Annotated in this window: 1 protein-coding gene; it reads left to right on the top strand. The window is 69.8% G+C overall.

Annotated features, from left to right (window positions below; all coding sequences use genetic code 11):
* A partial coding sequence (locus EQG76_RS12820; protein WP_200840776.1) for a tripartite tricarboxylate transporter permease occupies positions 1-593 on the top strand: 593 nt, incomplete at both ends.

The raw sequence follows: 593 nt of genomic DNA on the forward strand, positions 1-593 counted from the left end.
GGCACGGCGGTGGGGATCCTGCCGGGCATTGGCCCGGCCCTCACCATCGCCCTGCTCCTGCCGGTCACCGCCTACCTGGACGCCACCGGCGCCTTCATCATGTTCGCCGGCCTCTATTACGGCGCCATGTACGGCTCCTCGACCACCTCGATCCTGCTGAACACGCCGGGCGAGAGCGGCTCGATCGTGACCGCGGTGGAGGGCCACAAGATGGCCAAGGCCGGGCGGGGTGCCGCGGCGCTGGCCACGGCCGCCATCGGCAGCTTCGTCGCCGGCACGATCGGCACGGCCCTGCTCACCTTCCTGGCACCACTGATCGCGGGTCTGGCCATCGCGTTCGGCCCCTCGGAATATTTCGCGATCGCCGTGTTCGCGTTCGCTGCCGTGTCCTCCATGCTCGGCACCTCACCGTCGCGCGGCCTGTTCTCCCTGTTCCTCGGCATCACCGCGGGCGTGGTCGGGATCGACAGCCTGACCGGCCAGTCGCGCTTCACCATGGGCTTTCCTAGCCTCCTGGATGGCATCTCGATCGTGGTGGTGGCCGTCGGCCTGTTCGCGGTGGGCGAGGCGCTCTGGGTGGCCTCGCAGCCCTC

It is taken from the genome of Geminicoccus flavidas (assembly GCF_009806515.1).
In the GTDB taxonomy this organism is placed as follows: Bacteria; Pseudomonadota; Alphaproteobacteria; order Geminicoccales; family Geminicoccaceae; genus Geminicoccus; species Geminicoccus flavidus.